At 32.4% G+C, this 25,276-nt stretch carries 27 protein-coding genes and 1 other RNA gene; 10 read left to right on the forward strand and 18 right to left on the reverse strand.

The features are described 5' to 3' along the window. The first annotated feature begins 36 nt into the window (after positions 1 to 36). On the forward strand, positions 37 to 573 hold the full coding sequence (gene hpt / locus IF125_RS00695) for a hypoxanthine phosphoribosyltransferase (RefSeq protein ID WP_171623229.1): 537 nt from the start codon (positions 37 to 39) through the stop codon (positions 571 to 573). A 5-nt stretch (positions 574 to 578) separates the two neighbouring features. Continuing rightward, on the forward strand, positions 579 to 1,157 hold the full coding sequence (locus IF125_RS00700; RefSeq protein WP_171623230.1) for an adenylate kinase: 579 nt from the start codon (positions 579 to 581) through the stop codon (positions 1,155 to 1,157). A 91-nt stretch (positions 1,158 to 1,248) separates the two neighbouring features. On the opposite strand, the gene IF125_RS00705 is transcribed toward IF125_RS00700, so the two are convergent. After that, entirely contained in the window at positions 1,249 to 2,280 is a 1,032-nt protein-coding gene (locus IF125_RS00705) for a quinone-dependent dihydroorotate dehydrogenase (protein WP_225541182.1), read from the reverse strand. Between the two features lie 137 nt (positions 2,281 to 2,417). On the opposite strand from IF125_RS00705, the gene obgE reads away from it, so the two are divergent. Both obgE and IF125_RS00715 read left to right on the forward strand, forming a co-directional pair. Next, a complete protein-coding gene (gene obgE / locus IF125_RS00710; protein ID WP_171623232.1) occupies positions 2,418 to 3,404 on the forward strand; it encodes a GTPase ObgE in 987 nt (328 codons plus the stop codon). A gap of 22 nt (positions 3,405 to 3,426) precedes the next feature. Continuing rightward, entirely contained in the window at positions 3,427 to 3,747 is a 321-nt protein-coding gene (locus IF125_RS00715) for a YbaB/EbfC family nucleoid-associated protein (RefSeq protein WP_225541183.1), read from the forward strand. Between the two features lie 34 nt (positions 3,748 to 3,781). Here IF125_RS00715 and IF125_RS00720 read toward each other — a convergent pair whose 3' ends face one another. From IF125_RS00720 to IF125_RS00730, 3 genes are all read right to left on the reverse strand, one after another. After that, on the reverse strand, positions 3,782 to 4,555 hold the full coding sequence (locus tag IF125_RS00720) for a rhomboid family intramembrane serine protease (RefSeq protein ID WP_225541185.1): 774 nt from the start codon (positions 4,553 to 4,555) through the stop codon (positions 3,782 to 3,784). A gap of 73 nt (positions 4,556 to 4,628) precedes the next feature. Further along, on the reverse strand, positions 4,629 to 5,609 hold the full coding sequence (locus IF125_RS00725; RefSeq protein WP_225541186.1) for an ATP-grasp domain-containing protein: 981 nt from the start codon (positions 5,607 to 5,609) through the stop codon (positions 4,629 to 4,631). Further along, entirely contained in the window at positions 5,606 to 6,103 is a 498-nt protein-coding gene (locus IF125_RS00730) for a hypothetical protein (RefSeq protein WP_225541188.1), read from the reverse strand. Before IF125_RS00730 ends, IF125_RS00725 begins: the two co-directional genes overlap by 4 nt. Before the next feature lie 50 nt (positions 6,104 to 6,153). On the opposite strand from IF125_RS00730, the gene IF125_RS00735 reads away from it, so the two are divergent. The 3 genes from IF125_RS00735 to rnpB all read left to right on the forward strand — a co-directional run bounded on the left by IF125_RS00735 (position 6,154) and on the right by rnpB (position 9,842). After that, entirely contained in the window at positions 6,154 to 6,804 is a 651-nt protein-coding gene (locus IF125_RS00735; RefSeq protein WP_171623236.1) for an NRDE family protein, read from the forward strand. A 119-nt stretch (positions 6,805 to 6,923) separates the two neighbouring features. After that, complete coding sequence (locus IF125_RS00740) at positions 6,924 to 9,449, forward strand: ATP-dependent Clp protease ATP-binding subunit (protein ID WP_171623237.1); 2,526 nt, start codon at positions 6,924 to 6,926, stop codon at positions 9,447 to 9,449. A gap of 83 nt (positions 9,450 to 9,532) precedes the next feature. Continuing rightward, positions 9,533 to 9,842: RNase P RNA component class A (gene rnpB / locus IF125_RS00745), an RNA gene on the forward strand. Here the strand turns inward: rnpB and IF125_RS00750 are convergent. The 8 genes from IF125_RS00750 to IF125_RS00785 form a co-directional block, all read right to left on the reverse strand. Further along, a complete protein-coding gene (locus IF125_RS00750; RefSeq protein ID WP_225541189.1) occupies positions 9,840 to 10,613 on the reverse strand; it encodes a LuxR C-terminal-related transcriptional regulator in 774 nt (257 codons plus the stop codon). The two genes, rnpB and IF125_RS00750, sit on opposite strands and share 3 nt — an antisense overlap. Before the next feature lie 185 nt (positions 10,614 to 10,798). Further along, positions 10,799 to 11,740 carry a transketolase family protein gene (locus tag IF125_RS00755; RefSeq protein ID WP_188320221.1) on the reverse strand — a complete coding sequence of 314 codons (942 nt, stop codon included), beginning with the start codon at positions 11,738 to 11,740 and terminating at the stop codon, positions 10,799 to 10,801. Continuing rightward, the gene (locus tag IF125_RS00760; protein ID WP_225541191.1) at positions 11,740 to 12,438 is read right to left on the reverse strand and encodes a hypothetical protein; all 699 of its coding nucleotides are present in this window, start codon (positions 12,436 to 12,438) and stop codon (positions 11,740 to 11,742) included. The genes IF125_RS00755 and IF125_RS00760 overlap by 1 nt, the downstream gene beginning before the upstream one ends. 22 nt (positions 12,439 to 12,460) lie before the next feature. After that, positions 12,461 to 13,942, reverse strand: a complete 1,482-nt coding sequence (locus tag IF125_RS00765; RefSeq protein WP_225541193.1) for a hypothetical protein — start codon at positions 13,940 to 13,942, stop codon at positions 12,461 to 12,463. A 26-nt stretch (positions 13,943 to 13,968) separates the two neighbouring features. Next, complete coding sequence (locus IF125_RS00770) at positions 13,969 to 14,814, reverse strand: transketolase (protein WP_171623241.1); 846 nt, start codon at positions 14,812 to 14,814, stop codon at positions 13,969 to 13,971. A gap of 247 nt (positions 14,815 to 15,061) precedes the next feature. Beyond that, positions 15,062 to 15,304: a hypothetical protein gene (locus tag IF125_RS00775; RefSeq protein ID WP_188319114.1), complete on the reverse strand. Its 243-nt coding sequence runs from the start codon at positions 15,302 to 15,304 to the stop codon at positions 15,062 to 15,064. A gap of 1 nt (position 15,305) precedes the next feature. Further along, positions 15,306 to 16,088, reverse strand: coding sequence for a pyrroline-5-carboxylate reductase (gene proC / locus IF125_RS00780; RefSeq protein ID WP_171623243.1), 783 nt, complete (start codon positions 16,086 to 16,088; stop codon positions 15,306 to 15,308). A 34-nt stretch (positions 16,089 to 16,122) separates the two neighbouring features. Next, positions 16,123 to 17,655: a sodium:solute symporter gene (locus IF125_RS00785; protein WP_188319113.1), complete on the reverse strand. Its 1,533-nt coding sequence runs from the start codon at positions 17,653 to 17,655 to the stop codon at positions 16,123 to 16,125. Between the two features lie 108 nt (positions 17,656 to 17,763). Here IF125_RS00785 and recR point away from each other — a divergent pair, with 108 nt between their 5' ends. Further along, positions 17,764 to 18,378, forward strand: a complete 615-nt coding sequence (recR, locus tag IF125_RS00790) for a recombination mediator RecR (protein ID WP_171623245.1) — start codon at positions 17,764 to 17,766, stop codon at positions 18,376 to 18,378. Then, entirely contained in the window at positions 18,379 to 19,455 is a 1,077-nt protein-coding gene (locus tag IF125_RS00795) for a glycosyltransferase family 2 protein (protein ID WP_225541195.1), read from the forward strand. Positions 19,456 to 19,468: 13 nt separating this feature from the next. Here the strand turns inward: IF125_RS00795 and IF125_RS00800 are convergent, their stop codons facing one another. The 6 genes from IF125_RS00800 to rsfS form a co-directional block, all read right to left on the reverse strand. Continuing rightward, positions 19,469 to 19,723, reverse strand: a complete 255-nt coding sequence (locus IF125_RS00800) for a hypothetical protein (RefSeq protein WP_171623247.1) — start codon at positions 19,721 to 19,723, stop codon at positions 19,469 to 19,471. 85 nt (positions 19,724 to 19,808) lie between these two features. Then, positions 19,809 to 20,459 carry a phosphatidylserine decarboxylase family protein gene (locus IF125_RS00805; RefSeq protein WP_171623248.1) on the reverse strand — a complete coding sequence of 217 codons (651 nt, stop codon included), beginning with the start codon at positions 20,457 to 20,459 and terminating at the stop codon, positions 19,809 to 19,811. Continuing rightward, entirely contained in the window at positions 20,456 to 21,304 is an 849-nt protein-coding gene (locus IF125_RS00810) for a phosphatidate cytidylyltransferase (RefSeq protein ID WP_188319111.1), read from the reverse strand. The genes IF125_RS00805 and IF125_RS00810 overlap by 4 nt, the downstream gene beginning before the upstream one ends. A gap of 2 nt (positions 21,305 to 21,306) precedes the next feature. Continuing rightward, entirely contained in the window at positions 21,307 to 21,912 is a 606-nt protein-coding gene (locus IF125_RS00815) for a hypothetical protein (protein ID WP_171623250.1), read from the reverse strand. A gap of 129 nt (positions 21,913 to 22,041) precedes the next feature. Further along, a complete protein-coding gene (gene ftsH / locus IF125_RS00820) occupies positions 22,042 to 24,054 on the reverse strand; it encodes an ATP-dependent zinc metalloprotease FtsH (protein ID WP_225541196.1) in 2,013 nt (670 codons plus the stop codon). Between the two features lie 21 nt (positions 24,055 to 24,075). Then, positions 24,076 to 24,444 (reverse strand): ribosome silencing factor, encoded by a 369-nt coding sequence (gene rsfS, locus IF125_RS00825; protein WP_171623252.1) that lies wholly within the window; start codon positions 24,442 to 24,444, stop codon positions 24,076 to 24,078. Positions 24,445 to 24,537: 93 nt separating this feature from the next. Between rsfS and IF125_RS00830 the strand changes: the two genes are divergently transcribed. Continuing rightward, positions 24,538 to 25,251 (forward strand): biotin--[acetyl-CoA-carboxylase] ligase, encoded by a 714-nt coding sequence (locus IF125_RS00830; RefSeq protein WP_171623253.1) that lies wholly within the window; start codon positions 24,538 to 24,540, stop codon positions 25,249 to 25,251. Positions 25,252 to 25,276 lie beyond the last annotated feature (25 nt).

Genomic DNA, 25,276 nt, shown 5'->3' on the forward strand with positions numbered 1-25,276 from the left:
TTATCAAAAAAAGTATATATTTGAATATCTCAAACAATGAAAGAAATAGAAATTCACGGTAAAAAATTTATTCCGTACATCGCATTTGAAGAAATAGAACACGCCATCAAAAATATGGCAAACGAAGTTTATGAAGAATACAAAGACGAAAGGCCGATTTTTGTCGGAGTTTTAAACGGAGTTGTCATGTTCTTTAGCGATTTCTTAAAACAATATCAAGGAGAATGTGAGATTTCTTTCTTGAAGTTAAAATCTTACGAAGGAACAGAATCAACAGGAAAAGTTCAAATTGAGATGGATATTCCGATGAGTGTTGAAGGACGTCATGTAATTATTTTAGAAGATATTGTAGATACAGGTAATACGTTAGTAGAATTGCACCGTATCTTGAAAGAGAAAAAGGTGAAATCTTTGAAAGTAGCTACTTTATTATTTAAACCAGATGCTTACAAAAAAGAGTTGAAAGTAGATTTAGTAGGAATTTCTATTCCTGACAAATTTGTAGTAGGTTATGGATTAGATTTTGACGGATTAGGAAGAAATTTACCAGATATTTATCAAATAAAACATTAAACAACATGCTAAACATTGTATTGTTCGGACCTCCTGGCAGTGGTAAAGGAACACAAGCTAAATTTTTAGAAGAAAAATACCAAACTCCTCAAATTTCTACAGGAGACTTGTTCCGTTTCAACTTAAAAAATGAAACAGAATTAGGTGCACTTGTAAAATCTTACATGGACAAGGGGCAGTTAGTTCCAGACGAGGTGACAACAAATATGTTGGTTGATCATTTAGACAATAATCCAAATGAACAAGGATATATTTTTGATGGATATCCACGTACTACGTCTCAAGCAGAGGCTTTAGATAAAATCCTTGCTGATAAATATAACAACGAAGTTTCGATTACATTGGCATTAGTTGTCGATGACGAAATTTTAGTAGAACGTTTATTAGAGCGCGGAAAAACATCTGGACGTGCAGATGATGTAGACGAAAAAATAATTCGTGATCGTATTACTGAGTATTACCAAAAAACTGCAATTGTAGCTGAACACTACAAAGCACAAGGAAAATGGGTTGAGATTGATGGAGTAGGTTCTATTGAAGATATTACTGAAAAGTTAAACGCAGCAATTAAAGAAGTTTTGTAAGAACAACTTTATATAGAAATAAAAAGGATTCTCGATTGAGAATCCTTTTTTTATTATCAAGTTTAATTTATTTAGTCAAACTTTGTACGAGTTATTTATCTTCAGCCAATCCTTTGCAAATATTCTTTACAACAGCAGGACCTTCGTAAATAAAACCTGTGTAAACCTGTAATAAACTTGCACCAGCTTCCAACTTTTCTTTTGCATCTTCGGCTGTATGAATACCGCCAACACCAATAATAGGAAAGGCTTTGTTCGATTTTTCTGAAAGATAACGAATGACTTCTGTCGAACGCTTTTTAAGTGGTTTTCCTGAAACGCCGCCTGTTTCTTTTACAATCTCTGGATCAGAATTTAATCCTTCTCTTGAAATGGTTGTATTAGTAGCTATAACTCCAGCAATTTTAGATTCTAACACGATTTCAATAATATCGTCTAATTGAGAATTGGTCAAATCAGGAGCGATTTTAAGTAAAATAGGCTTTGGTATTTCGTGTTGGTGATTGTATTGTTGCAAATATTTTAAGATGTACAATAAGGGGTCTTTTTCTTGTAAATCCCGTAATCCTGGTGTGTTTGGCGAACTTACGTTCACGACAAAGTAATCAACATAATCAAACAAAGCATTGAAACATTTCACATAATCATCAACCGCATCTTCGTTTGGAGTGACTTTATTTTTACCAATATTTCCACCAATGATATAACGCTCGCGATGAGGTAATTCTTTTATTTTTTTAACAGCATAGTCAACACCTTTATTATTAAATCCCATTCGATTAATAATTGCTTCATCTTCAACTAAACGAAACATTCGAGGAGCTTCGTTTCCGGGTTGAGGTTTTGGTGTAACGGTCCCAATTTCGATAAAACCAAATCCGAAGTGGTTCAATTCTTCGATGTATTCAGCATTTTTATCAAAACCTGCAGCTAAACCAATTGGATTTTTGAACTTAATTCCAAAAACTTCACGTTCTAAACTTGGATGATTGAATTGATAAAATTTATCTAATAGTTTTCCAACACCAGGAAATGCAACATAATTTTTTAGGTTACGCATAACAAAATGATGCGCATCTTCAGGCTGTAATTGAAATAGAATTTGTTTGACTTGTTTGTACATGTTGCAAAATTAAACATATCCGATAAATATTCAACTCAACTATCCATCAGTTTCACAATATTTTGAAACTTAGCAATTAGATTTTAATAAACAAATTAGAAATCGTACTTTTGCAGACTAATTAAAAGAGAAAAAATATGCAATCAAATTTTGTTGACTACGTAAAAATAAATTGTAGAGCCGGACATGGAGGTGCGGGTTCAGCAAGTTTGCATCGCGAAAAATATATTGACAAAGGAGGACCAGATGGTGGAGATGGAGGACGTGGAGGAAACATCACACTTGTAGGAAACTCAAATCTTTGGACATTGTTAGAATTTCGATTTAAAAAACATTTCCGTGCGCAAAATGGTGGTCGAGGAGGTAAATCTCGTTCAACTGGTGCTGATGGTGAAGATATTATTTTGGAAGTTCCGATTGGAACAATTGCCAGAGATGAAGAAGGAAATATTATTGGCGAAGTAACAGAAAATGGACAAAAATTAATTATTGCAAAAGGAGGAAAAGGAGGTTTAGGAAACTGGCATTTCCGTTCTGCAACACGTCAAACACCTCGTTATGCACAACCAGGTATAGAAGGAGATGAACTTTATGTTACATTGGAGTTGAAAATTTTAGCTGATATTGGATTAGTAGGTTTTCCAAATGCTGGTAAATCGACTTTGTTATCGGCTGTCTCGGCTGCAAAACCTAAAATTGCAGATTACGCATTTACAACTTTAACACCTAACTTAGGGATTGTTGATTATCGTAATCACCAGTCATTTATTATGGCAGATATTCCTGGGATTATCGAAGGAGCAGCAGAAGGAAAGGGACTTGGACATCGCTTCTTACGTCATATCGAGCGTAATTCGAATCTCTTGTTTTTGATTCCTGCGGATGCAGAAGATTATAAAAAAGAATATGAAATTCTGTTGAATGAATTGAAAAAATTTAATCCAGAATTATTAGATAAAGGACGTGTTTTAGCTATCTCTAAATCAGATATGTTAGATGATGAATTGGAAGCTGAAATTAGAGCACAATTACCAACTGATATCGAAACAATATTTATTTCGTCAGTTTCTGGAAAAGGAATTACAGAATTGAAAGATTTATTGTGGAAAAAATTACATGAATAATTAATTATTAAAGATAAAAAAAATGTTTGGAAATTTTGGAGACATCATGGGAATGATGGGAAAAATCAATTCATTTAAAGATAAATTTTCTGATTTAAAGAATGAATTAGACGGAGAAAATTTTACAACTACTTCTAACGACGGAAAAGTAAAAATTACCATGTCTAAATTGGCAACAGTAAAAGATATTGAACTTGCTGAAGGAATGGAGAAAGAAGAGATTGAGGATTTATTAGTAATGACGTTAAACAAAGCGTTAGAGCAAGTAAAAACAGAAGCAATCGATAGAGCGAAGAAAACTGCTCAAGAAAACTTACCAAACATTCCTGGAATGCCTTTCTAAAAAGAGATTGACTACAAGATAAAAACCCTGAAAATTAATTTTCAGGGTTTTGTTTTATGTAATAATTTGGTTTTTCATCTTCTTCATTCAAAGATTCTAAATATTCTGCTCTCAAACGTTCTTGTTCTTGGTAAACTTCCCATAAATGCTCGGCTTGTGGGTCATAATAATTTTCTTGATCCCATTTCGGAACTTCTTTTTGTGGACCAATTTTTCGAAATAAATAGGCGAAAAACGCACCTGAAATAAATCCGCTCAAATGACCTTCCCATGAGATAGAATTACTACTTGTATCTGTTTTTAGTTGAGGTAAAATTTCTTGCGGAACCATCCCCCAAATCATTCCACCATATAATAAAATAATAATTAATGATATTGCCATCAAACCACGTTCTTTTCTGATAATACCACTAAAAAAGATAAACGAAGCCAATAAATAAACAATAGAACTTGCACCAATATGACAACTTACGTTATCATCTAAAAATGAGGGATTTCCAATAATCCATAAGATTGTTCCTGATAAAATCCAACCAAAGAAAATAACGTAATAGGCCAATCTATCATACATTAACAAGGCGATAAAACTTAGAAATGTCAATGGAAAAGTATTGCTAATAATGTGTTTCCATCCCGAATGGAAAAATGGTGAAAATAAAATACCTTTCAAGCCTACAAAAGTTCGAGGAATAACACCATAACAACCATCAAAGCTGTATCCATTTTGTTGAAATAGAAAGATAATCCACATGGGGATAAGTAATAATAACGGGATTATAATTGTTTTCTTTGGAAAGGGATACCTCATATAAATGGTTTCAGATGTTGCTTTCAATCTTTATTCCTTTCGAGAAATACTGCCAAAATTGGTTAAATTATGATTAAAATCGTTTGACTAATTCTTTTGCAAGTAATTTCCAATCCGTCCATTTTACACCTAATTGATGATTTTGTATAGCAATGGTATGTTGATAATCTAAATGCTTAATCACTTCTTTATAAGCTTTTATGAGGTTGAATGAAGGATCGTAGATGTGTGTTGCTTCCGAATTAGCTCCATTAACTTCGAGTATGACAAAATTTCCGTTTTGAAAATCTTCTAAACTTTTTGCTTTCAAATCAATTCGCCCATAATAAAATCCATCAATTTTTTGAGCGATTTGATCAATGGTTTCTTCTAATTTTATCGTTTTTAAATATGATCCGTCCAAAAATGTAGTTCCACGACTATGATTACCAATAGGCTCTACTAATAATTGTTCACCTTTTGCAAGAATAGAATTTAACTCGTTTTGATAGCGTTTAGTTAAATAATCTTTTCGGTAAAATGCTCTTAAATTTTGATCGATTAATTCTTTTAACGTTGACTTTCCATCGCCTGTAAATGTTAAAAAATCTTTTGTTGTAATCGAAAGTATTTTACCATTTTTTTCTTTTGGTAATCGAACGTAAAATACACCAAATTCAAAATTTGATTGAATATATTCTTGTAAAATTAAATCACGATTATTTTGTTTTAAATAATGATTCCAGTCAAAATTATTTCGAATTAATTCGACTCCAATTCCACGTTCACCAAGATTTGGTTTGGCAATAAAAGGAAAATTAAACGGAAGTTTTTGTGTTGTAAATTCCTCAAAAAAAACAGTTTTTGGTTTGTAATCTTCTTCAATTTGATTCAATAAATCTATTTTCGAATAATCGATAAATCCGCCCCATTTCATTTTTGGATTTACGGAACAAAAGTAAGCTGGTGCACCTGCCTGAAAAATTTTATAGATGTACCAAGGTGTTAATGGTCCATAGAATAGCCAGAATGGCCAAAATTCGTATTGTGTCCATTTCGCAATATTTGGTTTCATTTTTCTTGATTTTGAAAAGCAATTGTTGAAGAAGCAATTCCAAAATTTTGTGGAATTTTAAATGTGGGAAAATGAGTTTCAATGGCGATTTTAATCAATGCAAAATGATGAATACTATGATCAAAACAATACATTATTTCACGATAATTTGTGGTATTAATCATAAAATGTTCACCATAATAATTCTGTTTGAGTTGAATAGTTATGTCTAAATCTAAAGCTTCAATTTTAGTTTTTAAATGATTTAAAGTTGTCAAACTTTCAACAACAGAATTTTCTAACGAATGCTTACGTTGTCGATCATCATAAGAAATACAACGATTTTCCTGAGCTTGTAGCAAACAAGAGTAAAACTCAATAATATGACGAAAATGTTGACCAACAGAAGCGTTTGAAATAATTTTTAATTCTTGTTGAAAAGACGTATCGTCAAATTGCAAAAGAATTGATTTCATTTCATCAAAAGAATGCGATATAGTTTTCTGAATACTCATAATTCTTTGCAAAGATAAATTTTTACATTTGAACTAAATTGAAAAATGAGATGTGTATAGTCAGTTTTTATAGAAATGATGATGAATTTGTGTTGACCCACAACCGAGACGAAGAAATTAGTCGATCTTCTTCAAATGAAATTGTAGAACAAATGCGTTTCGGAAAAACCTATTTTTCGCCTGTTGATGAACGTGCAAAAGGTACTTGGATGTTTTATTCGGAGCAATATGTTGCTTGTATTTTGAATGGTGGAATCGAAAAACCATTACATCTTAAAGAGCAATACAGAGAAAGTCGAGGAATTATTTTATTAGATTTGTTGAAGTATAATACTGTAAAAGAGTTTGTTAATTCGGAAAATTTGTCAGAAATTGCACCTTTTACCATTTTTGTTTTTGAAAGAACAACTAAAAATGCTTACCTTTTGTTTTGGAATGAAAATGAATTGAGTGTAAAAGACGTTTCACAAGAAAAAATTGTAACATGGTGTTCGTCTACTTTATACAGTCCTGAAAGAAGAAATGAAATTGATCAAATTATACAATCAAATTCTACACTTTCTTCAGAAGAAATAATTGATTTACATGATCAATTAAAGATGAATAAAGGCGATTTATACGATTTCTTAGCGACTACATCTATTTCTCAAATTTTTATGAATTCATTAAGAATTGATATGAAATATTGTCAGCTATTTTGAAATTAATAGACAATAATTCCCTATTTTAGGGATTCATCAAATCATTTCGGACATAGGCATAATTTATGCTATAGTCTACCAGAATAATTATATTTGTTAAAGACAGCTTAAATAATAAAATGAACGATAATTTCTCACAACAAGTAAAAGACGTTATTTCTTACAGTAAGGAAGAAGCGTTGAGATTAGGCCACGACCAAATAGGAACGGAACACCTTCTGTTGGGGATTATTCGCGACGGTGAAGGGAAAGCCATTTCTGTCTTAGAAGCATTAAATGTTGATTTAGACGAAATGCGTCAAAAAATAGAAAACCTAAACCCAGCTAAAGAAACTCCGGTTAATAATATAAAAAATTTGAGTTTGACAAAACAAGCCGAAAGAGCGTTGAAAACCACATTCTTAGAAGCAAAATTGTTTAAAAGTCCGACTGTAAATACAATTCACTTATTATTGTGTATCCTTCGTAATGAAAACGATCCGATTACCAAGTTAATGAATAGGTTAGATATTGATTACAATACAGTAAAGGAAGAATTCAAATTTCAATTTCAAGATGAGGAAATTCAATCTCCTCGTGCAGAAAATCCATCTTTTGATGGAGGGGATTCTGATAGCGATTTTGAACGTGCGTCTACAAGTAAATCAACTTCGAAAAGTAAAACACCTGTTTTAGATAATTTCGGACGAGATTTAACAGCGATAGCACAAGAAGGAAAATTGGATCCTGTTGTTGGGCGTGAAAAAGAAATAGAACGTGTTTCTCAAATTCTTTCTCGCCGCAAAAAGAATAATCCATTGTTAATTGGAGAACCAGGTGTTGGTAAATCTGCAATCGCAGAAGGTTTAGCCTTACGAATTGTACAACGTAAAGTTTCGCGCGTTTTGTTCAACAAACGTGTAGTTACATTAGATTTAGCTTCGTTAGTTGCTGGAACTAAATACCGTGGGCAATTTGAAGAAAGGATGAAAGCCATCATGAATGAATTAGAGAAAAATGATGACATTATTCTTTTCATTGATGAATTACATACGATAGTTGGAGCAGGAGGAGCAACAGGTTCTTTGGATGCTTCTAACATGTTTAAACCAGCATTAGCTCGTGGAGAATTACAATGTATTGGTGCAACAACGTTGGATGAATATCGTCAGTACATCGAAAAAGATGGCGCATTAGTTCGTCGTTTTCAAAATGTGATGGTAGAGCCAACAACGCCTGAAGAAACATTACAGATTTTGCAGAACATCAAAGATAAGTACGAAGCGCATCATAATGTAAATTATACAGATGAAGCGTTGCAAGCGTGTGTTAATTTGACAACACGTTATATCACAGATCGTTTCTTGCCAGATAAAGCGATTGATGCTTTAGATGAAGCTGGTTCTCGCGTTCACATCAAGAATATAAAAGTACCACAAGAAATTTTAGATCTTGAAGCAAAATTAGAAGAGGTTCGTGAGGAAAAAACGAAAGTTGTGAAATCTCAGAAATACGAAGAAGCAGCTCGTTTACGTGACTCAGAAAAGCAATTAGAAAGCGATTTGAAACGTGAACAAGCAAAATGGATGCAAGAATCAAAAGAGAATCGCGAAACGGTTACAGAGGAAAATGTAGCGGAAGTAGTTTCGTTGATGTCAGGAGTTCCTGTTCATCGTGTTGCTGAAAAAGAATTGAAAAAATTAGCTCAAATGAATGAGTTAATGAAAGGAAAAGTAATTGGACAAGATGAAGCAGTAACGAAAGTTGTGAAAGCAATTCAACGTAATCGTGCAGGATTAAAAGATCCGAACAAACCAATAGGTTCATTCATTTTCTTAGGAACAACAGGTGTTGGTAAAACACAATTAGCGAAAGTTTTGGCGAAGGAAATCTTTGATTCTAATGATGCTTTAATTCGTATCGATATGTCAGAATACATGGAGAAATTTGCGGTTTCTCGCTTAGTAGGAGCACCTCCGGGCTATGTTGGCTATGAAGAAGGTGGTCAGTTGACAGAAGCAGTGCGTCGTAAACCATATGCAGTAATTTTGCTTGATGAGATCGAAAAAGCGCATCCTGATGTATTCAATATCTTATTACAAATTTTGGATGATGGTCATGTAACAGATAGTTTAGGTCGTAAAGTTGATTTCCGTAATACGATTATCATTTTAACATCTAACATTGGTACAAGACAATTAAAAGATTTTGGTGATGGCGTTGGATTTGGAACTTCATCGAAGAAAGATTCTGCAGATGAACGTGCAAAATCAACAATTGAAACAGCATTAAAACGTGCTTTTGCTCCAGAATTCTTAAATCGTATTGATGATATTATTTTCTTTAATTCATTAACAAAAGAAAATATCATGAAGATTATTGATATTGAGTTAGCAAGTTTAATTGAGCGTCTGACAGCATTAGATTATCATATCGAATTAACTGAAGAAGCGAAAAATTTTATTGCTGACAAAGGTTTTGATAAAGATTACGGTGCTCGTCCATTGAAACGTGCTATTCAGAAATATATTGAAGATCCGATGGCAGAGGAGATTATCAATGCGGTAATAAGTGAAGGTGATCAATTAATCCTTGACTTGAATGAAGCAAAAGATGGTGTTAAAATTTCTGTAAAAGGAAAAACGAAAGAAGAAAAATCAGAATAATTTCTAAGTTTCTATAAAAGAAAGGCTTAAACATTTTTGTTTAAGCCTTTTTTATTTCGGTAACTTTTGCCGTACATTTGTGCTCAGCAAGCCACTTTGTCGCTTCATGTACATGAAGAGGAAAGTCCGGGCTCCAAAGAGTAAGCATAGCGGGTAACGCCCGTCCGTCGAGAGGCGAGGACAAGTGCAACAGAAAGTATGTACAGTTCGGCTGTAGTGAAACCAGGTAAACTCTATGCGGAGCAATGCCATGTATACCAGCAGTTAAGAGCTACTCGTTCGTTGCTGGGGGGTAGGCAGATTGATGTTTCAGGCAACTGAAACACTAGATAAATGACAAAGCATTTTAAATCATTAAGATGACAGAACCCGGCTTATCGGCTTGCTTTTTTACTTTTTAAAGTAAAGACTAAACAATTCAGATGTATTTGAACAATGGTTTTTCTTCAAAATATTTCTTCGATGCGTATCTATTGTATGTTTACTCAAACCAATAGCATCAGCAATATCTTGGCTTGTATAACCTCTGAACAAATATTCTACAATTTCTTTTTCTTTTTTCGTTAACAATAATGAAGAATCTGTTTTCGGATGAAGCAAGTTACTTAAACCATTTTCGATGTTATAAATTTGCATAGTTGGAATTCCACCAACTTTTATTTGTGTAATATCATTTGCTAAGCAAAAAACACGATTAGGTAATAGATTTTCGCTCAATTCATAAAAAAAATGTTGAAGATGTATTTGATGAATAATTCCTTTTTTATCTATCACACGAAAGTTATACATAAATTTATAATTGACTCTTTCCTCTGGCGTAATTTCTGTGTTAAAATTTGCAATTTTTTGTTGGATATCAATGACATTTTCTAAATCATCAGGATGTACAATTTTTACACAAAGTTCTGCGGTATATTCAGTCGGATGATAACCTAAAATAGATTCAGCTTGTGGAGAAACATACTCGAAAACAGCCGAATTAGGATTGATTACATACATAAAATATTCACCAATAGATAAACTTGCGAATGCTTGTAATGATTCTTCAATCGATTTAAAACAATCTTCCTTTTCTTCTTTATTTCTACAATCAGTATTTTCACTCCAAAGTTGTTTGACGATTGTAGTATATTCTATTAAAGATTTTTGATCAGATTTATTCATAAAATTAGATTTATTGCTTCTTCAAAATACCGATTGATGAGTATTTTTTGAATAAGCAAGATAACTTATTTTTGCAAAATAAATATATAGTAGAAGCAGTTTTGCTTTTATAACCAACCTAAATAATCTAAAACAATAAAAAAGGGAGCTTTTAATAAGCTCCTTTTTTATTTTATTGAAAGGTATTAAAGTAAAGATTTTACTTTTTCGATTACTGCAGTAGAATCAATACCATATTTTTTCATCAAATCTGAAGGTGTTCCAGATTCACCGAATGTATCATTAACTGCAACAAAAGCTTGTTTTGTTGGTAATTTTTGAGCTAAAACTCGTGCAACAGACTCTCCTAAACCTCCTAAGATATTGTGCTCTTCAGCTGTAACAATTTTACCTGTTTTTTTGACAGAGTTTAAGATTATTTCTTCATCCAAAGGTTTAATTGTATGAATATTGATTACTTCACAAGAGATTCCCTCTTTTTCTAATTCAGCAGCTGCAACCAAAGATTCCCAAACCAAATGTCCAGTAGCAACGATTGTTACATCAGAACCTTCGTTCATTAAAATTCCTTTACCAATTTCAAATTTTTGATCAGCTGGTGTGAAAACTGGAACCGCAGGACGTCCGAAACGCAAGTATACAGGACCTTCATATTCAGCAACAGCAAGTGTAGCCGCTTTTGTTTGATTGTAATCACAAGGATTAATCACAACCATTCCTGGTAACATTTTCATCAAACCAATATCTTCTAAAGTTTGGTGAGTTGCACCATCTTCCCCTAATGTTAAACCAGCATGTGATGCTGCAATTTTTACATTTTTGTTTGAGTAAGCGATAGATTGACGAATTTGGTCGTATACACGTGCTGTAGAAAACTCAGCAAATGTTCCAGTGAAAGGAATTTTACCACCAATTGTTAATCCTGCTGCAATTCCCATCATGTTTGCTTCTGCAATACCAATTTGGAAAAAACGCTCTGGATTTTCTTTGATAAATTGATCCATTTTTAATGAACCAATCAAGTCGGCACATAATGCAACAACGTTTGGGTTAGTTCTCCCTAACTCTGTTAATCCATCTCCAAATCCACTACGTGTATCTTTTTTTTCTGTGTATGTTAAGTCTATCATTTTTTTTGTTTTTTGTATTCGTTTTTGTATTCTTCTACTTCTTTTTTCTCATCAAATTGATACATAAAATCAGTTGGTGAAATCGTTTCGTTTTCGTCAGAATTATTTTTTAACCAATTTTCTAAAGTTTCTACATTTTCTAACACAATATTCTGTCCAACTCGGTATACCAAACCTTTCAAATTTAATTCAGAATTGATAAACGGAACAGAGTTGATAGTAGATGTTGTATCAATACACATTTCAGTTCCATTATCATTGTCGTTATCTTTTCTAAAAATAGTATAAACTTCGCACAATTGATTTTGAATAGTTTCTTTTTTACCCGTTTTGTTTGCTACATAGTTGTTTCCGAACTCTTGATTAGTTAAACTTGGATGATTGGTAAGAAGAAATTTATTTCCTAATAAATCTTTTGTTCCTTCGAAATCTATTTTAAAAACCTTTGGATTTTTTTCTTCGCTGTAAACAGAATACATGTTTTCGTTTACTTTTAACGAAGCGAAATTTCCCATTGGTGTTCGTGTTATCATCAAATGCGCTTTGTAATCTTTGGTTGATAAAATATCTAAAAAATCTGAATAAAAATCACTTTTGATGCGATATTGTATGACGTTTTCAAATGTATACGTTTGCATTTGAGCAAAAGTAAAACTGGTGAAAAACATTAGAATAAAGCTGATTGATTTTTTCATGATCGATGAGTTTGATAAATAATTAATCCAAAGAATTAAAGAAAGTTGTTAACTTCTCTTTGTCTTCTTTTTTCAGTTTATCGAATTTATTTGTAATCTCTAAAACACTTTTTCTCATTGCATCAATTGTTTCAGTTAATCCAACACTTCCGCTTTGATAGATGTACAAATCACATATTTGACCAGCGTAATTGTAAACCAAGTTCCCTAATTCTTTGTCTGTGAAAGCCGGAATTTTAGTTTTTAAATCTTTACAATGTGCTGGTGCAATTTTCAAGTAACTCTGTACATTAGGATTGTCGATTGCTAAATCAATTACACTAATATCAGTCGTTTTGTAAGTCGAAGTGTAAGGATCATAATAATCTGCAATATCTACAGCTTCGTAAGCAGAATCTACCGCATCGGCAGCTTCATCATAAGCTGTTGATACCTCAGTTAATTTAAAGTTTTTTGCATCTTCAAAATACGTTTTGAAAAGGTTGTTTAACTCTTTTACTTCTCCTTTATTTGCTAATTTATTCTTTTTGAATTGCTTAATTAATTGATTCGTAGAACCTTCTGCTGTTGTAAGTGCAGTTGATCGTTCCAAATCAGGATTGCCATCATAATCAGCATCTGTATAAACTAAATTGTAGTTTAAACCTGCAATAGTCGAAAAAAGTTGATTAACATTATCATTTTCAGATGTTTGATAGGTATAAAAGTTAATTATCGGATCTTCGTAACGATTGTCTGTGTTGTATGCTGTATAGGTAGAATCTACAACTGTATTAGCGTACAAATCTTCGTAATACGTTTTACTTTTTTCTAATTTTTCGGCGAACTTCTCAATTTCTTTTGCTTGATCAAAAGTTAATTTTGCATTCGCTTTTCCTATTTTATCAACGGTAAAACCAAATGTAGCTTCATCGTTCGTTGTTAAATTAACGAGCAAACCTTTTATATTTTGTTTAGACAGCAGAAAACTAATATTATCAATCGAGTTTTTTTCATCAACACAGATAGAAGTAGTCGTTTCGAAATCATCTTTTTTCGAGATTACTTCGTAATTATTACAGGTATATCCGTTGATTGTTGATGTTTTATTTAGATTAACAACATTGGTAATGTTAGAAAAATAATGATCTTGATAAGGCTTTATTTCCTCTTCACCAATCCCCTCGTAATATGAAGGAAGTTTTATCGAAAGATTATTTTCAAGCGTATTTGCAGTAACATCAAAATATTTATGATCAGTTATTAAGAATGATTCCCTAAAAAAAGTATTCCCTGTACTGTAATAATTTAAGAAATTTTGTGTGTTCTCTGCCGTTCCTAAAACAGCCTCTTTTGATAGATACATCACAAATTGAAAATTATCATTTTGTATGCTGACCAGCTCTTTGTACTCTTCAGGTAAATTAACTTTGTACGTTATTTTTTTGTCAAAAGAAAATGTTTTCTCTTGTCCAAAAGCAGTTAAAGAACAAAGTGCAAGTATAGAATAAACTATTTTTTTCATGGTATTTTGATGATGTTAGATTGTTTTTAGTAATCTTTTAATTCAGTTTCTGGATTTTGCTCTAATGCAGAAGCTAATTGCTCGTCGTTAGGTGCTTTCCCATGCCAAGAATGACTTCCCATCATGTAATCAACACCGTTCCCCATCTCTGTATATAATAAGATAGAAACTGGTTTTCCGTTACCTGTTAATGTCTTTGCTTTTTCTAAAATAGCAATAACTTTTTCTAAATTATTCCCCTCTTTTTCTTCCAAAACAATCCATCCAAAAGCTTCTAATTTCGCTTTCAAATCACCCAAAGGCATTACAACATCAGTATCTCCATCTATCTGGCGACCGTTATAATCAATTGTAGCAATTACATTATCCACTTTTTTACCAGCAGCGTACATAAATGCTTCCCAAACTTGACCTTCTTGCAATTCACCATCACCGTGTAAGGTATAAACTAATTTGTCGTCGTTGTTTAATTTTTTTGCTTGTGCAGCTCCCAATGCAACAGATAATCCTTGTCCCAAAGACCCTGATGCAATACGAATACCTGGCAAACCTTCGTGTGTTGTTGGGTGACCTTGTAAACGTGAATCTAATTTTCTGAATGTAGCCAATTCGCTTACTGGGAAAAACCCTGTACGAGCCAATGTGCTGTAGAAAACTGGTGAAATGTGTCCGTTTGATAAGAAAAATAAATCTTCTCCTTTTCCATCCATAGAAAAATCTGTCGAATAGCTCATTATTTTACCGTATAATGCAGCAAAATATTCTGCACAACCCAATGAACCACCTGGGTGTCCACTGTTTACGGCATGTACCATTCTCAAAATATCTCTCCTTGTTTGTTGTACTTGTGTTTGAAGTTCTTGAAGTGTCATTGTTTGTTTATAAAAATTTGAACAAAAATAATTCTTTTTTAATCGGCAAAAAAATGATAGGACATAAATCGCTACAAATAGGGGGAATAATGACCAATGAAACTTAAGTTGCTGATGCGTTAATGAAAAACTGCGTAAGAGTTGAAAAACAAGAAGCCTCTGTTTGTACTTCTAATTTTATAGGTTATAAATTATATTCATCATACAAAAAAATGGAGAAACCTAAGCTTCTCCATTTTTTCTGTACTTATTCTTCTACGTGCCATTCGCCACGATGTGGTATTAGGGCATCGCGCACTTGTATCATTTCTGATTCTATGACTACCAAATAAGCAACTGCATATTCAGGTTCAACCTCAACAAATTCTGCAAACGTACTTTGTAATTTTTCTTTCTCTGCGTATTGCTTTAGATGAATGGCGTGATGTTTTGCCGTTGGTATAGCATCGGGACCATAAAAATCCCAGATTAATTTTAATTTTTTTTCCATTTTAAATTTTTTCAAATGAGGTTTTAATTCCTTTAATCAAAGCAGAACTAAATCCTTGATGTTCCATTTCGTTTAATCCTGCAATCGTACAACCTTTTGGTGTTGTAACTTTATCAATTTCTTGTTCTGGATGTAAACCGTTTTCTATTAAAAGTTCAGCGGCTCCTTTAACTGTTTGAGTTACAATTTTGGATGCAGTTTGTGTATCGAAACCAATCTCTATTCCACCTTGTATCATAGCTCTTATAAAACGTAAAACATAAGCAATTCCACACGCACCGATAACAGTTGCTGCGTTCATCAATTCTTCATTAATAACCACGGTTTCACCGATAGGATTAAAAATTGCTTTTATTTCGTTGACTAAGGTACTATCGGTTTTATTCCCACAAATACAAGTTATCGATTCTTCTACAGAAGCTGCTGTATTTGGCATAGCACGAAAAATAGATATTCCATTAGGCAAAAGTTTTTGGTACGTTTCCAATGAAATACCTGTTGCCACAGATACTAATATTGTATTTGTACTAAAATCATTTTTTAGTTGAGTTAAAATCTCATCTACTTTGTAAGGTTTTACACATAGTAAGATGTAATTAGCTTCTTTTACTGCAAAATGATTGTCATTTGTAATTGTAACTCCCAGTTTTTTAAGATGTTCAATTTTAGTTAAATTGTTTCGAGTTGCAATAATTTGTTTACCATCAAAAGCTTTGTTTTTTATAAGACCTTCTATAATTGAGATTCCTAGATTTCCTGCTCCGATAACTGCAATTTTTTTCATAAGTAGTATAGTATTAGATTTTTAGATTAATAGTTTAGTAAGAAACTTCTTTTTCTTTGGTAGAGCTTACAAGCCACAATCCAATAAAAGTTAATAAACCATTTAGTATGATTAATTCAACACCAATTCTATAGTCGCTAAAGTTAATGACTAATTCGTTGATGATATAAGTTAAGACAGGTGCTGAAAGTGCTACTGTAATGATTGCGTATTTTTTGTAAATATTACGTTTGGTTAAAATTCCGAAAGCGAACAAACCTAATAGTGGTCCATACGTGTAACCAGCAACTTCCATCACAAGATATACAATAGATTTGTTGTTGATCGCTTTAAAAACCATGATTAAAATAAAAAAGACAACCGTAAAAACTAAGTGAACACGAATACGAATCTTTTTCTTTTCCTTTTCCGATTTTACTTTGTCCTCGTTGATGTTTAATAAATCGACACAATAAGAACTTGTTACCGCTGTTAATGCACCATCGGCAGAAGGGAATAGGGCAGAGATTAAACCGATAATAAAGATAATCGAAATAATCATAGGGAAATGTTCTCCTAAAAGAGAAAGTGCAGGGAACATATCATCACCCATAATATTTTGCCCACCTTGTTGCATAAAGAAACCATCGGCGGTGTAAAAACCACCTTCGCTCATCGCATATAAATACAGTAATCCACCTAAGAAAAGGAATGCTAAATTGACAATTAACAATGTTCCTGCAAAGGTTAACATGTTCTTTTTGGAGTTGTGTAGATTGTCAACCGAAATATTTTTCTGCATCATTTCTTGGTCCAAACCAGTCATTGCAATCGTGATAAACATACCACCCAATATTGTTTTTAGGAAATAAGTTTTCGAGTTTGGGTCAAGATTAATCAAATGTGTGTAGTTCTTGTCTTGCATCATATCGTAAGCTTCGCCAACAGATAAATTAAGGTGCGATAAGATGAACCAAATACAAGCAATCAAACTAATAATCATGAAAGATGTTTGTAAGGTATCTGTAACCACAATTGTTTTTACACCACCTTCGAAGGTGTATAATAATATCATCAATAATAAGACGAATGTTGTTGCCCAAAACGGAATGCCAAGATTATCTAACAAAAAGATTTGTAAGACATTTACAACTAAATACAGGCGAGCAGTAGCACCAATCCCTCTTGAAATAATGAAGAAAACAGATCCCATTTTGTGTGCTTCGACATTGAAACGTTTCCCGAGATAGGTGTAAATTGAGGTTAAATTCATTCGGTAATACAACGGAAGTAAAACTCCGGCTACGATAAAGTAACCAAGGAAAAACCCTATGACCATCATATAATATTCGAATCCTCCGTAAATATATTCCGATCCAGTTAGCTTACCAACAGTACCCGGAACCGAAATAAAAGTAACACCACTAAGACTTGTTCCAATCATACCGAAGGCTACCAACCACCATTTACTTTTCTTGTTTCCGTTAAAGAAAGATTGATTGTCAGAATTTCGGCTGGTATAGTAAGAGATAACTAAAAGTCCTACAAAGTATACGATAACACAAAGTAGTAAAATTGTTGAGTTCATAATTTATTTAGTAAATAAGCCCAAATTTAATATTTTTGAGTTAATGATGACCGATTAAATTTAAGAAGATAATATTGTAAATTTGTCGTCTATAATTTTTTTGAACGAATGAATTACCCAAGCAAGGTTTTAGAGCGAGCTGTAGAAGAGATGTCAAATTTGCCAGGAATAGGGAAGAGAACTGCATTACGACTTGTTTTACATATGTTAAATCGTCCCAAATCTCAGACAACTGCTTTATCTGAAGCACTTTCTCATCTGGTGAATGATGTGAAGTATTGTCAGCATTGTCATACGATTTCTGATGATGAGGTTTGTGATATATGCAATAATCCTTTACGAGACGAAACAACGATTTGTGTAGTAGAAGATGTGCGTGATGTCATGGCAATTGAAAACACAGGACAATTTAAAGGACAATATCACGTTTTAGGAGGAAAGATTTCTCCAATGGAAGGCATCGGTCCAGGACAATTAAATATTCAAACCTTGGTTGATCGTGTTCAGAATGAGAATGTAAAAGAAATAATTTTTGCCTTAAGTTCGACAATGGAAGGTGACACAACTGTTTTTTATTTGTACCGACAATTAAAGAATACTGAAATTATTTTTTCAGCTATTGCGAGAGGACTTGGTGTTGGTGATGAATTGGAATATGCAGATGAAGCTACATTGGTTCGATCTATTCAGCATCGAATACCGTATTCTGAAAATAAATTTTAAATGAAAGTATCGATAATTATTGTTAGTTATAATGCACCAAAACATCTAGAGCTTTGCCTTGATTCGTGTCAACAAGCTTTACAAAACATAGATGGCGAAATCATTGTAATTGATAATAATTCATCAGAAATAGATTTTACAGTTCTACAAAACCTTTTTCCAGAGGTTAAGTTTCTGCTTCAAAAAGAGAATCATGGTTTTGCAAAAGCGAATAATATAGCTGTTGAAAAGGCTTTGGGTGAATATATTTTGATTCTTAATCCGGATACTGTTCTACCAGAGAATTTGTTTAAACCTTTAATAGAACTTCATCAATCGAAAGAAAAAATTGGATTTATAGGCGTTCGTTTGATGGATACAAATGGTAATTTTCATCCAGAATCTAAACGAAATATCCCCACAGCAAAAAACTCTTTTTCTAAACTATTTAATCGATTTAATCATTCACAAAAGAATAATTATTATAAATTAGAAGTGGAGGAGTTTGAAACGGCACCTTGCGAAATTTTGGTTGGTGCTTTTATGTTTACTACGAAAAAGATTTACCAACAAATAGGAGGGTTTGATCCACGTTATTTTATGTATGGTGAAGACATCGATTTATCTTTCAGTGCTGAATTAGCGGGCTATAAAAACTATTATAAAGGAGATATAACCGTTTTACATTATAAAGGAGAAAGTACAAAGCGAGATAAAAAATATTACAAACATTTTTTTGAAGCAATGATGATTTTTTTGGCGAAATACTATAAAAATAATAGGTTGAATTATCAACTTTTACGTTTAGGAATTTCGATTAAATATTTGTTAGAAATCTTGAAGTTTTCAATCAATCCATCAAATAATAAACTCAAAGTTGATATAAATGAGGAAGATTTTTATTGGTTAAATCCTACTTCTGAACTACATTCGTTAACTGAGAATCATATAGTATTAGAAGCAGAGGAGTTTTCTTATCAACAAATATTATCCATTATATCAAAAAATAATTCGAATACTCGATCATTTTACATTCGTCCCAAGAATTGCAATTATGTGATTGGAGATGATAAGAAAATTATTAAAATAAATGAATAAAAAAAGCTGAATCTTATTGTTCAGCTTTTAAAGTATCTTTTTTCTCAACTTTCGGAGTTTCTACAGTTTTTGTAGAATCTTTCACTTCCTCTTGTTTTTCTTCAACTACTTCTTCATGTTTTTCATGAGGAGCTTCAGCTTTATGATGCATTTCTTCAGCAGTAGCAGGTTCGTGAACTACAGGAAGTACAGCGTGGTTACCACCAGCTTTAGAGTTACAAGAAGTAGCAAATGCAGCAACAGCTACTAAAAGAATTAATTTTTTCATGACGTACAAAATTTATTGTATGGGTATATGATTAATATATTGTTTTGACAAAATTAGTTAAAAACATTGAGTTCAACTAACTGATTTATTTCAATTGTGCAATTTTCTGAATTCCGCCTTTTGTTTTATCACCAACTTTTACATTGATTTCTGTATCAAGTGGTAAAAAGATATCAACACGTGAACCGAATTTGATAAAACCGTATTCTTTACCAGCAACAGCTGTGTCATTTTCTTTACTATAACAAACAATTCTTCTCGCAACAGCACCAGCAATCTGTCTAAAAAGAATTTTTGTATGGTCAGCATTTTCTACTACAACCGTTGTTCTTTCGTTTAATTCTGATGATTTTGGATGAAAAGCAACTAAAAATTTTCCTGGATGATATTTTGAATAAATGACTTTTCCATTTACTGGATAACGTGTAACGTGTACATTAAGTGGTGTCATGAAAATAGATAATTGAATGCATTTCTGATTCAAAAATTCACTTTCATATACTTCTTCTAATACAACAACTTTTCCGTCTACAGGTGCAATAACGCAGTTTTCAGATGAGTCTGATTCTCGAATTGGATTTCTGAAAAACCAAACGATAAAGCCGTAAAGTATCCATAAAGGCAAGGCAAAATAAAAGCCATAAACAGGGAAAAAGTAATTTAATACTCCTGTAGCGATTGCAAATAAAATTAAGCAACCGATCAAAATTGCTGTTCCTTCTCTGTGAAGTTTCATAAAATATATACGAATAAATAATACAAATAAACAAATGGGACGACAAATATAAAACTATCTAATCGATCTAAAAAACCACCATGACCAGGAATTAAATTGCTACTGTCTTTTACATTGAAAAAACGTTTCAATTTAGACTCTGTTAAATCTCCTACTGGACCTAATGCAGCAACGATTAAACCTATAATCATCCAATTTCCATGTAAGTTATCTCCAAAATAGTTCTGAATCAAAAATCCAGCTATTAACGTAAAAACGATTCCTCCAAAAAATCCTTCCCATGTCTTAGCTCCCGATATTTTTGGTGCTAATTTATGTTTTCCGATTAAGTTTCCTGTCAAATAAGCAAATGTATCACTACACCAAAGTAATAAGAAAACAAAGAAAACTTCGTTATGCATTACCTTTTCGCCTAAAGCATAATCAAAACTTGGTAAGGTTAGTGCGACAGCAAAAGGAGCGATAACGTATGTTAAACCCAAAGTAACTTTTCCAAAATCATTCAATAACTCATTTGTAGATTTGAAAATAACATAAATGCTAAAAACAAATAAAACAGGTATAATGAAATATAAACTTCTTAAGTGAAAATAATAATGGTTAGATGTTTCGAAGGCTTCTAAAAACTCTTTTCCATAATAACCAAAAACAATTAATGCAGCTAACAAAGCTCCTAATTTGTAAAGTTTATTGGTAAGGTTTGTGATTTTAAAGAATTCGTACAAACAAAAAAGTCCGAAAACCATCATTAAGACGATTAACCCTTTTGGATGTATTGTTGTTCCGAAAAATATAATAAGTGCATATATAAGTCCCGAGAAAGCTCTAATTGCTAAATTTTTCATCGCTATTCTTCAACCAACAACAAATAAATATTCTTCGCATTCTGTATATTAGGAAATTTGTGCATGTTTTTCCCGCGAATAGAAGTTATTTTAGATGGAAGGTTGTCTTTTTTTAATGTTCGTAATTTTTGTAATGCCGCCCCAACATTTTCTACTAATTGAGATGGGCGTGCATAGATAATAAAATTTGATGGAAAATCATCTATATTTCTACCACAAGTTTGATGTGCAGATAACATAATACTACCATCAAACGCAATTAAGAATTCGCAATTCAGAAAACTAAGTGTGTAACGCGAGTCACATGGGTTTTCTACATATGGAATCTGATTATTTGTTAACATCTCTTGAAGTTTCGGATCAAGACAAATTAATTCGGTTACATTTTCGTAATTGATGATTTCTTTTAAGTTTTGAAAAGCTTCTTGATTGTTATCACAGAATAAAAAATGACCACCACCAGCGTTGAAGTTTGTAGCAAAAACTTCGTCCATAGAAATTTTGTTTTCAGAAAAATTGGGATGAAATAAATCAATATGATTATCATCGTCAATATTTTCAGATTTCTCTGTCGCTTTTTTAAGTAGGTTTTTAATTGCTTTCCACATGGGAATGTATAATTTTTGTACGGGTTTAATACAAATTTACCCTAAAGGTAATAATTTTTAACAATATAATAAGAAGTAAAAAAAAATCGCCTATTTAAGGCGATTTTTTTTGAAAATTATATGGTTTGATTAAATATCATTTCCAGATTCTGGTTGAACTACTTGTTGCGGTTCAGTTTCGAAAGTTTTTTCATCTTTCTCTTCCATTTGATCTAATTCGCTGACATATTTTCTTGGGCCGAAGATTTCTTCTAAATCTTCTCTGAAAATAACTTCTTTCTCAATTAATTTTTGAGCCAATAAGTCAACTTTATCACGATTAATATCTAAGATTTCTTTTGCTCTTACATATTGCTCTTCAATCATTTTCTTAATTTCCTTGTCAATAACTTGAGCTGTTTGTTCAGAATATGGTTTACTGAATCCGTATTCGTTTTGCCCAGAAGAATCGTAGTACGAAACATTTCCGATTTCTTTATTAAGACCATAAATACTAATCATTGCATTGGCTTGTTTTGTCACTTTTTCTAAGTCGCTTAACGCTCCTGTAGAAATATTACCAAAAACAACTTCTTCCGCAGCACGACCACCCATTGTCATACACATTTCGTCTAACAATTGTTCTGTTGTTGTAATTTGTCTTTCTTCTGGCAAATACCAAGCGGCTCCTAATGAACGTCCACGAGGAACGATAGTTACCTTAACTAAAGGTGCAGCATGTTCTGTTAACCAACCGATTGTTGCGTGACCAGCTTCGTGATAAGCGATACGTTTTTTCTCAGATGGTTTGATTACTTTACTTTTCTTCTCTAAACCGCCGATAATACGGTCTACAGCGTCTAAGAAGTCTTGTTTTTCAACTACTTCTTTATTTTTACGAGCAGCAACTAAAGCTGCTTCGTTACAAACATTGAAAATATCTGCTCCAGAAAAACCTGGTGTTTGTTTCGCTAAAAATTCTATTTCAACATCTTCACCTAATTTTAAAGGACGTAAATGTACCGCGAAGATTTCTTTACGTTCGTTTAATTCAGGTAAATCGACGTGAATAATTCTGTCAAAACGACCTGGGCGCATTAAGGCTTTGTCCAATACATCGGCACGGTTTGTTGCAGCAATTACAATTACGTTAGATTCTGTTCCGAAACCATCCATTTCTGTTAATAATTGGTTTAATGTATTTTCGCGTTCGTCATTAGATCCTGTAAAGTTTGATTTTCCACGTGCACGACCAATTGCATCAATCTCATCAATAAAGATGATTGACGGAGATTTTTCTTTTGCATTTTTGAATAAGTCACGTACACGAGATGCACCAACTCCCACAAACATTTCTACGAAATCTGATCCTGACAATGAGAAGAAAGGAACTTTTGCTTCTCCTGCAACAGCTTTTGCTAATAAGGTTTTCCCTGTACCTGGAGGTCCTACTAATAAGGCTCCTTTTGGTATACGTCCACCTAATTTTGTGAATTTATCTGGGTGTTTTAAGAATTCTACAATTTCTTCTATTTCTTCTTTGGCACCTTCTAAACCAGCTACATCATTAAAAGTTGTTTTGATGTGATCATCACCTTCAAACAATTTTGCTTTAGATTTACCCACAGAGAAGATTCCGCCACCTCCGCCAGTAGATCCACCTCCACCCATTCTTCTGAATAGTAAGAAGTAGATTAATCCGAAGAAAATTAATGAAATGAAAAGATTCATAAATAATCCTCCAAAACCGTTTGATACAAGTGTATTAAGTTTTGCAGTTTTATTTGGACTTTTTTCAACATTTTCGTAAAAATCTTTTTCAAAATTTCCAGCATCTGCTACATTAAAAGTGAAGTTTGGAGCTCCTGTTGCAAAAGGATTTAAATTTTCCTTTGTATTTTTGAACTTTTTAAATTCTTCATTATTCAAGGCCTCTTCTGTTAAGTAAACACTTACACGACCTGTTTCTTTTTCTAAATCTGCCTCTTTAACATAGCCTTTTTCTACATAAGTAAGGAATGTAGTACGGTCAATATTTTTAGTAGTTCCGCCTACACCTCCAATATTATCAGAAAATAATAAAAAGGCAATCAGCAATAATCCTATAATACCATATATCCATGTAGGATTAAATCCCGAAGGTTTAAAATTATTTTTTTTCAATTTTTTTGGTTTCAGTTATGATTAATATTCCATTTCGATACGTGTCTCTACAGCATCACCCCAAAGACTTTCGATATCGTAATATTCTCTGTATTCTTTTTGAAAAACATGGACAATAACATTTGTGTAATCCATTAAAACCCATTGGTTATTTTGTCTTCCTTCTACATGAAAAGGTCTTTCTGACATTTCAGATTTTACAGTTCTTTCTATAGAACCTGTTATTGCACTAACTTGAGTGTTAGAATTTCCTGTACAAATAACAAAGTATTGGCAAATTGCATTTTCAATTTCTCGAAGATCCAAAATCGTAATTTCTTCTCCTTTCACATTTGTAATTCCATCAACAATGCTATCTAGCAAGTCTTTTGTATATTGAGTATCTATCATCTTTTATTTTGTGATTCGCAAATTTAGTGAATCCTTATTAAAGTTTAAACTTTTTAAAATAACTTTAACCACTCTTTAAAAATAGTAAAAAAAATGTATTTAATTAGTTTTGATTCTTTGCCTAATACGAACGAGTTCTTGGTCGAATTGTCCAAAAAAGATGCCAATAGTTGGACTGTCATACATGCTAAAAATCAAACAAAAGGAAAAGGTTACGCTGGGAATGAATGGAAAGTTGTGGCAGGAGAAAATTTGACCTTTAGTTTTTTACTGAAAACGGATTATAGTTTTCAAGAGTTAATTTATTTTAATCAATGGGTTTCAAATGCTATTTGTCTATTTTTAAAACAATTTCACCCGAAAACTAACGTAAAATGGCCAAATGATATCATTTTGAAGGATAAAAAAGTTTGTGGAATTTTAATCGAAAATCACCGATCAAATGGAGTGATGAATTCTATAATTGGTATAGGAATAAATGTTAATCAAACTGATTTTAATCACTTACCAAAAGCTACATCAATCTGTAAAGTAACTGACAAAACATATGACATTGAGGAAATTTTGTCAGATTTAATGCGTTTTTTTGAACAAGAATATAGAGACTTAGAACACAAGAATTTCGAAAAAATACATCAAACCTATTTAGATAATTTATTTCGAAAAGATGAAATTTCAACATTTAGAGTAGATGGTGAATTAGTTGAAGGAACCATTTTGGATGTAAATGAGGCAGGAAATTTACTGATTGAGATCAATCAAGAATTAAGAGAATTTAAACACAAAGAAATCGAACTTCTTTTTTAATCCTATTTAAAAGGTTATTTTTGTT

Origin of the sequence: Empedobacter stercoris (assembly GCF_020281205.1) — a bacterium.
GTDB classification, from domain to species: Bacteria; Bacteroidota; Bacteroidia; order Flavobacteriales; family Weeksellaceae; genus Empedobacter; species Empedobacter stercoris.

What these genes read in the sequence shown, in the direction of transcription:
- IF125_RS00765 (WP_225541193.1), bottom strand. Translation starts at nt 13,942, where the DNA reads ATGAAAAAAATAGTTTATTCTATACTTGCACTTTGTTCTTTAACTGCT.
- IF125_RS00810 (WP_188319111.1), bottom strand. Translation starts at nt 21,304, where the DNA reads ATGAAAAATTTAGCAATTAGAGCTTTCTCGGGACTTATATATGCACTT.
- recR (WP_171623245.1), top strand. Translation starts at nt 17,764, where the DNA reads ATGAATTACCCAAGCAAGGTTTTAGAGCGAGCTGTAGAAGAGATGTCA.
- IF125_RS00700 (WP_171623230.1), top strand. Translation starts at nt 579, where the DNA reads ATGCTAAACATTGTATTGTTCGGACCTCCTGGCAGTGGTAAAGGAACA.
- IF125_RS00715 (WP_225541183.1), top strand. Translation starts at nt 3,427, where the DNA reads ATGTTTGGAAATTTTGGAGACATCATGGGAATGATGGGAAAAATCAAT.
- IF125_RS00830 (WP_171623253.1), top strand. Translation starts at nt 24,538, where the DNA reads ATGTATTTAATTAGTTTTGATTCTTTGCCTAATACGAACGAGTTCTTG.
- IF125_RS00770 (WP_171623241.1), bottom strand. Translation starts at nt 14,814, where the DNA reads ATGACACTTCAAGAACTTCAAACACAAGTACAACAAACAAGGAGAGAT.
- IF125_RS00775 (WP_188319114.1), bottom strand. Translation starts at nt 15,304, where the DNA reads ATGGAAAAAAAATTAAAATTAATCTGGGATTTTTATGGTCCCGATGCT.
- obgE (WP_171623232.1), top strand. Translation starts at nt 2,418, where the DNA reads ATGCAATCAAATTTTGTTGACTACGTAAAAATAAATTGTAGAGCCGGA.
- IF125_RS00725 (WP_225541186.1), bottom strand. Translation starts at nt 5,609, where the DNA reads ATGAAACCAAATATTGCGAAATGGACACAATACGAATTTTGGCCATTC.
- IF125_RS00815 (WP_171623250.1), bottom strand. Translation starts at nt 21,912, where the DNA reads ATGTGGAAAGCAATTAAAAACCTACTTAAAAAAGCGACAGAGAAATCT.
- IF125_RS00750 (WP_225541189.1), bottom strand. Translation starts at nt 10,613, where the DNA reads ATGAATAAATCTGATCAAAAATCTTTAATAGAATATACTACAATCGTC.
- hpt (WP_171623229.1), top strand. Translation starts at nt 37, where the DNA reads ATGAAAGAAATAGAAATTCACGGTAAAAAATTTATTCCGTACATCGCA.
- IF125_RS00720 (WP_225541185.1), bottom strand. Translation starts at nt 4,555, where the DNA reads ATGAGGTATCCCTTTCCAAAGAAAACAATTATAATCCCGTTATTATTA.
- IF125_RS00705 (WP_225541182.1), bottom strand. Translation starts at nt 2,280, where the DNA reads ATGTACAAACAAGTCAAACAAATTCTATTTCAATTACAGCCTGAAGAT.
- IF125_RS00785 (WP_188319113.1), bottom strand. Translation starts at nt 17,655, where the DNA reads ATGAACTCAACAATTTTACTACTTTGTGTTATCGTATACTTTGTAGGA.
- IF125_RS00800 (WP_171623247.1), bottom strand. Translation starts at nt 19,723, where the DNA reads ATGAAAAAATTAATTCTTTTAGTAGCTGTTGCTGCATTTGCTACTTCT.
- IF125_RS00760 (WP_225541191.1), bottom strand. Translation starts at nt 12,438, where the DNA reads ATGAAAAAATCAATCAGCTTTATTCTAATGTTTTTCACCAGTTTTACT.
- IF125_RS00795 (WP_225541195.1), top strand. Translation starts at nt 18,379, where the DNA reads ATGAAAGTATCGATAATTATTGTTAGTTATAATGCACCAAAACATCTA.
- proC (WP_171623243.1), bottom strand. Translation starts at nt 16,088, where the DNA reads ATGAAAAAAATTGCAGTTATCGGAGCAGGAAATCTAGGAATCTCAATT.
- IF125_RS00740 (WP_171623237.1), top strand. Translation starts at nt 6,924, where the DNA reads ATGAACGATAATTTCTCACAACAAGTAAAAGACGTTATTTCTTACAGT.
- IF125_RS00805 (WP_171623248.1), bottom strand. Translation starts at nt 20,459, where the DNA reads ATGAAACTTCACAGAGAAGGAACAGCAATTTTGATCGGTTGCTTAATT.
- IF125_RS00735 (WP_171623236.1), top strand. Translation starts at nt 6,154, where the DNA reads ATGTGTATAGTCAGTTTTTATAGAAATGATGATGAATTTGTGTTGACC.
- IF125_RS00730 (WP_225541188.1), bottom strand. Translation starts at nt 6,103, where the DNA reads ATGAGTATTCAGAAAACTATATCGCATTCTTTTGATGAAATGAAATCA.
- rsfS (WP_171623252.1), bottom strand. Translation starts at nt 24,444, where the DNA reads ATGATAGATACTCAATATACAAAAGACTTGCTAGATAGCATTGTTGAT.